The organism is Aquirufa nivalisilvae (assembly GCF_003143535.1).
GTDB lineage: Bacteria > Bacteroidota > Bacteroidia > Cytophagales > Spirosomataceae > Aquirufa > Aquirufa nivalisilvae.
Genome location: NZ_CP029346.1, coordinates 1,111,618 through 1,120,000, shown reverse-complemented (window position 1 = coordinate 1,120,000; position 8,383 = coordinate 1,111,618). Strand labels below are relative to the sequence as shown.

General features: G+C 42.6%; 4 protein-coding genes and 2 rRNA genes. 5 read left to right on the top strand and 1 reads right to left on the bottom strand.

Going from position 1 to position 8,383, the window contains the following annotated elements:
- Window positions 1–32: 32 nt before the first annotated feature.
- The 3 genes from HME7025_RS04925 (at window position 33) to rmuC (ending at window position 5,417) form a co-directional block, all read left to right on the top strand.
- Window positions 33–2,862: ribosomal RNA gene (locus HME7025_RS04925) — 23S ribosomal RNA — on the top strand.
- 68 nt (window positions 2,863–2,930) lie between these two features.
- Window positions 2,931–3,042 (top strand): 5S ribosomal RNA (gene rrf, locus HME7025_RS04920).
- Between the two features lie 1,076 nt (window positions 3,043–4,118).
- Complete coding sequence (gene rmuC, locus HME7025_RS04915) at window positions 4,119–5,417, top strand: DNA recombination protein RmuC (RefSeq protein ID WP_109322571.1); 1,299 nt, start codon at window positions 4,119–4,121, stop codon at window positions 5,415–5,417.
- A gap of 362 nt (window positions 5,418–5,779) precedes the next feature.
- Here rmuC and HME7025_RS04910 read toward each other — a convergent pair whose 3' ends face one another.
- Entirely contained in the window at window positions 5,780–5,989 is a 210-nt protein-coding gene (locus HME7025_RS04910; RefSeq protein WP_109322570.1) for a hypothetical protein, read from the bottom strand.
- Window positions 5,990–6,511: 522 nt separating this feature from the next.
- Between HME7025_RS04910 and HME7025_RS04905 the strand changes: the two genes are divergently transcribed.
- Both HME7025_RS04905 and HME7025_RS04900 read left to right on the top strand, forming a co-directional pair.
- The gene (locus HME7025_RS04905) at window positions 6,512–7,429 is read left to right on the top strand and encodes an ABC transporter permease (RefSeq protein ID WP_109322569.1); all 918 of its coding nucleotides are present in this window, start codon (window positions 6,512–6,514) and stop codon (window positions 7,427–7,429) included.
- A complete protein-coding gene (locus tag HME7025_RS04900) occupies window positions 7,426–8,106 on the top strand; it encodes an ABC transporter ATP-binding protein (protein WP_109322568.1) in 681 nt (226 codons plus the stop codon). Before HME7025_RS04905 ends, HME7025_RS04900 begins: the two co-directional genes overlap by 4 nt.
- Window positions 8,107–8,383 lie beyond the last annotated feature (277 nt).

Genomic DNA, 8,383 nt, shown 5'->3' with positions numbered 1-8,383 from the left:
TAGCGATTGCCTTCGGGCATGAAGATATTAGAGAGTAAGTGAAATAAGGGCGTATGGGGGATGCCTAGGCTCTTGGAGGCGATGAAGGACGTGTTAAGCTGCGATAAGCTTCGGGGAGGTGCACAAGACCTTTAATCCGAAGATTTCCGAATGGGGCAACCCACTAGATTGAAGATCTAGTATTCTATATAATAGAAGGCAAACCTGCTGAACTGAAACATCTAAGTAAGCAGAGGAAGAGAAAACAAAAGTGATTCCGTAAGTAGTGGCGAGCGAACGCGGATTAGCCCAAACCAGTGTTGTTGCGGCAAGACTGGGGTTGTAGGACTTCGATATCGATGTTATAAATGAACGAGAACTGTCTGGGAAGGCGGGCCGTAGAAGGTGAGAGCCCTGTATTGGTAAGTTTATTTCATTGTAGGAGTATCCTGAGTAGGGGGGGACTGGAGAAATCCCCTTTGAATCTGCCGGCACCATCCGGTAAGGCTAAATACTACCAAGAGACCGATAGTGAACGAGTACTGTGAAGGAAAGGTGAAAAGTACCCTGAGTAAGGGGGTGAAAAGACCCTGAAACCATACGCTTACAAGCGGTCGGAGCCCTTTCGTGGGGTGACGGCGTGCCTTTTGCATAATGAGCCTACGAGTTACTTTCACTGGCGAGGTTAATCACATAGATGTGAGCAGCCGGAGCGAAAGCGAGTCTGAATAGGGCGCTTAGTCAGTGGGAGTAGACGCGAAACTTTGTGATCTACCCATGAGCAGGTTGAAGCTCCGGTAAAACGGAGTGGAGGACCGAACCAGTTTACGTTGAAAAGTATTTGGATGACTTGTGGGTAGGGGTGAAAGGCCAATCAAACTGAGAAATAGCTCGTACTCCCCGAAATGTTTTTAGGAACAGCCTCGGGGTCAAGTTTTAAGCAGGTAAAGCTACCGATAGGACTAGGGGGAGTCAAATCCTACCAAATCCTGACGAACTCTGAATGGCTTAAAATATACCCGGGAGTGAGGGTTGGGGTGCTAAGGTCCCAATCCGAGAGGGAAAGAACCCAGACCAACAGCTAAGGTCCCAAAATCTTTACTAAGTTGAACTAAGGAAGTCTGATTGCAGTGACAGCCAGGATGTTAGCTTGGAAGCAGCTATTCATTTAAAGAGTGCGTAACAGCTCACTGGTCGAGCGAGGCGGGCATCGATAATAAACGGGCATCAAGTAAAGTACCGAAGCTTTGGATTATATTTATATACTGGTAGGGGAGCATTCTGATTGCGGCGAAGGTTGAGCGACAAGCTTGGCTGGAGCGATCAGAAAAGCAAATGTAGGCATGAGTAACGATAATGAGGGCGAGAAACCCTCACGCCGAAAGACTAAGGTTTCCTCAGCTATGCTAATCAACTGAGGGTTAGTCGGGGGCTAAGGGTCTAGCGAGAGCGACAACCTAATGCACAACAGGTTAATATTCCTGTACTTACTTATTGGGCAAATAGATGACGGAGAGAATGGGTTACCAGATACTGACGGAATAGTGTCTTTGAGAGGCGGCAGCAATGCCAAAACGAGTGTAGCGAGTGATCTTCCAAGAAAAGTCTAGGCGTGTATAACTAATAAGTAACCCGTACCGTAAACCGACACAGGTGGTCGAGAAGAATATTCTAAGGCGCTCGAGTGAATCACGGCTAAGGAACTCGGCAAATTAACCCTGTAACTTCGGGATAAAGGGAGCCTCGAGTAATCGAGGCCGCAGAGAAATGGCCCAGGCGACTGTTTAACAAAAACACATGGCTTTGCAAAATCGAAAGATGACGTATAAGGCCTGACACCTGCCCGGTGCTGGAAGGTTAAGGGGGGATGTTAGCTGCAAGGCGAAGCATTGAACTGAAGCCCCAGTAAACGGCGGCCGTAACTATAACGGTCCTAAGGTAGCGAAATTCCTTGTCGGGTAAGTTCCGACCTGCACGAATGGTGTAACGATCTGGGCACTGTCTCAGCCGTGAGCTCGGTGAAATTGTAGTAACGGTGAAGATGCCGTTTACCCGCAACGGGACGGAAAGACCCCATGAACCTTTACTATAGCTTAGCATTGAGTTTTGGTACTGGATGTGTAGGATAGGTGGGAGGCTGTGAGCCGGTGTCGCTAGGCATCGGGGAGCCAACGTTGAAATACCACCCTTCTTGTACTGGAATTCTAATCCCTAAATGGGAGACATTGCTTGGTGGGTAGTTTGACTGGGGTGGTCGCCTCCAAAAGAGTAACGGAGGCTTTCAAAGGTTCCCTCAGCACGCTTGGTAACCGTGCGTAGAGTGCAATAGCAAAAGGGAGCTTGACTGTGAGACCGACAAGTCGATCAGGTACGAAAGTAGGATATAGTGATCCGGTGGTTTAGTATGGAACAGCCATCGCTCAAAGGATAAAAGGTACTCTGGGGATAACAGGCTGATCTCCCCCAAGAGCTCACATCGACGGGGAGGTTTGGCACCTCGATGTCGGCTCGTCACATCCTGGGGCTGGAGAAGGTCCCAAGGGTTCGGCTGTTCGCCGATTAAAGTGGCACGCGAGCTGGGTTCAGAACGTCGTGAGACAGTTCGGTCCCTATCTGTTGTGGGCGTAGGAATATTGACAGGTTCTGACTTTAGTACGAGAGGACCGAGTTGGACTGACCGCTGGTATATCAGTTGTTCTGCCAAGGGCATAGCTGAGTAGCCACGTCGGGACCAGATAAGCGCTGAAAGCATCTAAGTGCGAAACTGACCTGAAGATGAGTATTCCATGAAGGGTCCGTGTAGACGACACGGTCGATAGGCTACAGATGTAAAGGCAGTAATGTCAAAGTCGAGTAGTACTAATTACCCGAAAGCTTACTTTTATAAAAAAAATGCAACGACTGTTTATTTTATCTCACAATATGGAAAAAGGCTAAGACCTTGCAAGATTTATGGAGCCGATAGGACGGGTGTTCACCTCTTCCCATCTCGAACAGAGAAGTTAAGCCCCGCACCGCTGATGATACTGGGATCAAACCCGGGAAAGTAAGTAAGCTCCAAGTTATTATTATCAAGCCCGCTAGTCTCTAGTGGGCTTTTTTTTGTTATTAGGGTTTAGGGTTAGTTATTAGGGATTAGTGTTTAGATATTAGAGAAATGAAGAATGTAGAATGTAGATTGAAGAATGTAGATTGAAGAATGATTCCATTTACAAATTATAATTCACCATTTACCATTTATTATTGCAGCATTGTTGGAATAAACCTTTTCATGGTGTTTCTTTTTTTTCATAAAAAAAGAAACAAAAAAAACAGAAGAAATATGGTTAATCCAAAACGAATTCCGCATGCGCGGAACCGATGTTCACTCCGCATTCGGCTTTAATCTTTGACGCCAACGCACACGGCCTATGCGCATGGTCAAACATCCGCCTGACGCTTCGCTCATGCTGCGTTCCCATCTTTCGTAGGATTAACCTCAATAGTTATAGGTTATTAGTTGTTAAAGTTTAGTTTTAAAATACAGTTTGTGATTTATTATAGAAAAATACCGTCGGTCAGCACGAGCGAAATGTGATGAGCGAAGCGGTAGACGAGGTTTTGACCTTAGCATGGGCGATGCAGCGTCGGCGTCAAAAGTATAGGCGATAGCGGAGTGAATCACGGTTCTGCGAAGCAGAATTCGCCTTTGCTGAACGACAAAAAAAGAAGTTTTTTTGTTTCTTTTTTTTCAAAAAAAGAAAATCCTAATGAAATGATGAAACGTTAAAGGGCTGGCTTATTCTATTTCATTTTATCATTAACATAATTGGAATAATTCTTTTCATGGTCTTTCTTTTTTTTCATAAAAAAAGAAACAAAAAAAACAGAAGAAATACGGTTAATCCAAAACGAATTCCGCATGCGCGGAACCGATGTTCACTTCGCATTCGGCTTTAATCTTTGACGCCAACGCATACGGCCTATGCGCATGGTCAAATATCCGCCTTCCGCTTCGCTCATGCTACGTTCCCATCTTTCGTAGGATTAACCTCTTAACTAGTTATTAGTGTTTAGTTTTAGGGATTAGAATGTAGACCGATCCATTTACAATTTATAATTCACAATTTACAATTCTACAATTTCCCTATCTTTGCCCCATGACTATCCTCTACATCCTTCTCGGCATATTGGCAGGAGCCGGTATCACCTACCTCCTACTCCAAGGTAAAATCAACGTAGTAGCGAACCAATTGGCTCTGCTTCAACAAGAACAAAGCAAATGGCTCACACTAGAGGCCGAAAACAAAAAGAAAATCCGAGAGCTAGAACAAGAAAACAGAAGCATGTTTGGACAAGTTTCTTTGTTGGAAGGCCAAAATACCAGCCTCAAAGAATCCTTAGATAGCCAAAAGGCCGACGAAGAAAAAATGCGCAAAATGCTGGTGGATATCAGCAATGAATCCGTGCTCCGACAAGGGAAAGTACTCAGCGAGCAGCAACAAGTGAAACTCAACGACGTACTCAATCCGCTCAAAGAAAAGCTAAAAGAGTTTGAAGAGAAAGTCAACCTGGGACAAAAGAGCAGCATTGAGCAAAATAGCGCCTTGATGGAGCAAATCAAAAACCTAACCAGTCTCAACCAAACCGTTACCCAAAAAACAGAAGATTTGACCAATGCGCTCAAAGGCTCCAATAAAACCCAAGGAAACTGGGGTGAAATGATCCTTGAACGCGTATTGGAAAGCTCTGGCCTCAAAAAAGGCTCTGAATATGAAACCCAATTCGTGACCAGAAATCAAATGAATGAAAGCATCAAACCGGATGCCGTCATTTTCTTGCCTGACAACAAAAATCTAATCATTGATAGCAAAGTGTCTTTGGTAGCCTACGAACGCTATACCAGCGCCGAGGAAGGTACCGTTGATAAGGACATAGCCCTCAAGGCCCACATTGAATCCTTGAAGAATCACATCAAAGAATTATCTGCCAAAGATTACCACACCGGTCTGAACTTGAATAGCCCCGATTTTGTCTTGCTATTCATCCCCATTGAATCTGGATTTGTGGCGACTATTTCTCAGGACACCTCTTTATTCAACTTTGCTTGGGAAAGAAAAATAGTCTTGGTCTCCCCTTCTACCCTATTGGCGACGCTCAGAACGATTGCTTCCGTTTGGAAAACCGAATACCAAACTCGCAATGCCATTGAAATAGCTCGACAAGCCGGAGATCTCTACGACAAATTTGTCAGCTTTACCCAAGACATGGAAGACGTAGGCAAGCACATCAAAAAGGCAGAAGACGCCCATTCCAATGCCGTCAATAAGCTTAGCACCGGAAAAGGTAACCTGGTTACCCGTGCGGAAAAACTCCACAAACTAGGCATCAAATCCACCAAAAAACTCAACCAAGGGCTGATTCAAGAGGAGGATTCTGACGAAGAAGAGGAACTGTGAATGGTAAATGGTGAATGATTCATTTTGAATGAAGAATGAAGAATGAGGAATGTAGAATTTTTGATGGAAAACATCGTCGTGCAGCCCTGCGAAATGTGATGAACGCAGCGGCAATATTAGTTATGAGTTATTAGTGTTTAGAATGTAAAATCCTACATCCATTTATAATTTATAATTCATCATTCCATTTCCTTTTGCTTCGCCCATGCTGCGTTCCAATCTTTCGTTGGATTAACCGTTCAATGTAGAATGAAGAATGTAGAAAAACCATTTAGAGTTTTACAATTTACATTGAGAGGTTAATCCCAAAGAAAGTTAAGCTCCAGAAAAAGTGACGAATTCAAAAGAGTGTAAAATACTTTTCATTTAAAATCAAGCGCTTTTCGTTTCATTAATTCACATGGATTTTCTTTTTTTGAAAAAAAAGAAACAAAAAAACTTCTTTTTTTGTCGTCCAGCCAAGGCGAATTCCGCTTCGCGGAACCGTGATTCACTCCGCTATCGCCTATACTTTTGACGCCATCGCACATCGCCAATGCTGAGGTCAAAACCTCGTCTACCGCTGCGTTCATCACATTTCGCAGGGCTGCACGACGGTGTTTTCTATTAAAAATTCTATATTCTTAATTTTACATTCTTCATGGAAAGGTTAATCCCAACGAAAGATTGGAACGCAGCATGAGCGAAGCGGAAGGCGGATATTTGACCCTGCGCAAGGGCTATGTGCGTTGGCGTCAAAGATTAAAGCCGTATGCGGAGTGACAATTGATTCCGCGCAGCGGAATTCGTCTTAGGATTAACCGTATTTCTTCCGTTTTTTTTGTTTCTTTTTTTTTAAAAAAAAAAGAAAGACCAAAGAAAGTTAAGCTCCAGAAAAAGAGACGAATTCAAAAGAGTTTAAAATACTTTTCGTTTCATTAATTCACATGGAATTTCTTTTTTGTCGTCCAGCTAAGGTGAATTCTATCAGAAATTCTACATTCTTCATTTTACATTCTACATTAAGAGTTAACTGCAAATGACTAGCATTTTACACGAACGATTATGTCAATGAATCATTTTAGCGTATTTTAATACCTCCAAACAACAGCCTGTTGAAAGAGTATTTTGAATTACAAGTAAAGTTGTCCAACCGCCATTTGAGAGATGCGGGCATACACCCGCTATTGGCTTATGTGGGATTGACAGCTTTGTTCCTAGGACTATCTGTTTACCTTTTTCAAAGCACCGAATTTGCCCCCTACATTTACTTGCTTTTCGCGCTATCGCTGATTGGGAATTTATCGGAAAAGCGGAGAACGGAGTTTCTACGTATTTGTTTTGGCGATTCCAGCATGAAAAAAATTAGAATTTGTGAGAATGTGGTGGCTTCTCTGCCTTTTCTCGCTTTTCTACTGTATCAACAGCTTTTTGCTTATATGGCCTTATTGCTTGCATTGGTCATACTGTTAGCACTCAGCCAGTTCAAAACAGTCCTGGCATGGACGCTTTGGACACCATTTTCAAAAAGACCATTTGAATTTACGGTAGGTTTTAGAAATACATTTTACCTGTATATTCTGGCTTATGGATTGGCTGTAGTGGCCGTATTTCAAGATAATTTTAATATGGGGATATTTGCTTTGTTGATCGTATTTATCACATGTCTATTTTACCATTCCAAAGCAGAGAATGAATATTACGTTTGGTCATTTCATCTGAAACCGAGAGCATTTTTGTTGAGGAAAATTAAAACGGCCTTAATGTATTCTTCTTTGCTGGCTTTACCCATAGCCCTGCTCCTCTCCTTTTTCTTTTATCCAAACATCGGCATCATCTTGTTGTTCATTGGGCTGGCTTGGGCATTTTTGATATCGATGATTGTGAGTAAATATTCCGAGTACCCCAATGAAATATACCTCACACCCAGTATCTTTTTGGCGATATGCCTCTGGTTTCCGCCTTTTCTCTTGATTTTCATTCCCTACTTTTTCAAAAAATCTGAACACCGCATTAGCCGTTTATTGAAATGATATCCATCCGAAACTTATCCAAGAAATTTGGTACTAAGGAAGTGTTGCATCAAATCCAGCTGGATTATGAGCAAGGGAAAGTGTATGGGATTGTGGGTGAAAATGGTGCGGGAAAGACTACCTTCTTTAGGTGCATAGCAGGCTTAGAAGATTACGAAGGAGAGATTAGTTCAGATCTGACACCCCTTAAAAATCACCTAGGTTTATTATTGACAGAACCTTTCTTCTTTCCCAAAATAACAGGCAAGGAATACTTACAGTTGTTATGCCAAGCCAGGGACGTCCAAATCTCCAACATGGAGGACAAAAACGTATTTGATTTGCCTTTGAACCAATATGCGGCGACTTATTCCACGGGAATGAAGAAGAAATTAGCCTTGACGGCCATTTTATTGCAAGGCAACGAATACTTTATCCTAGACGAGCCATTTAATGGCGTGGATATACAAAGTAATATCCTGATTACGGAAATCATTCATCAACTCAAAGCACTGAATAAGACCGTGATTATTTCCTCGCATATATTCTCCACCTTGAGCGACACCTGCGATGAAATACATGTGATGAACCAAGGTAATTTGATCAAGTCTGTTCAAAAGCCAGACTTTGCCATCTTGGAAACAGAAATCAAGCAAATGACCTTGGGTAAAAAATTGGACAAATTAGGATTGACATAAGACGCCCGAAATACTTTCCTATATCACCTTCCATGGAAGCATTTTACACGAACGGTAGATAGCTTTCTCTTAGCTATTTTCATAACCCATGTTAGCCAAAATACCTCCATATTTATCCCAACAATGGATTAAACGGCATGTTCTCGATTTCTATGGTTCATTTTCAAACATAATTTCAATTTGTCTTTACAACAAAGTATAACTCTTTGACTTACTGAATCTTGTGGGTAAATGGATTTTGGGTAGATTGGTATCTAAAACTTATTTATGTTTGGGA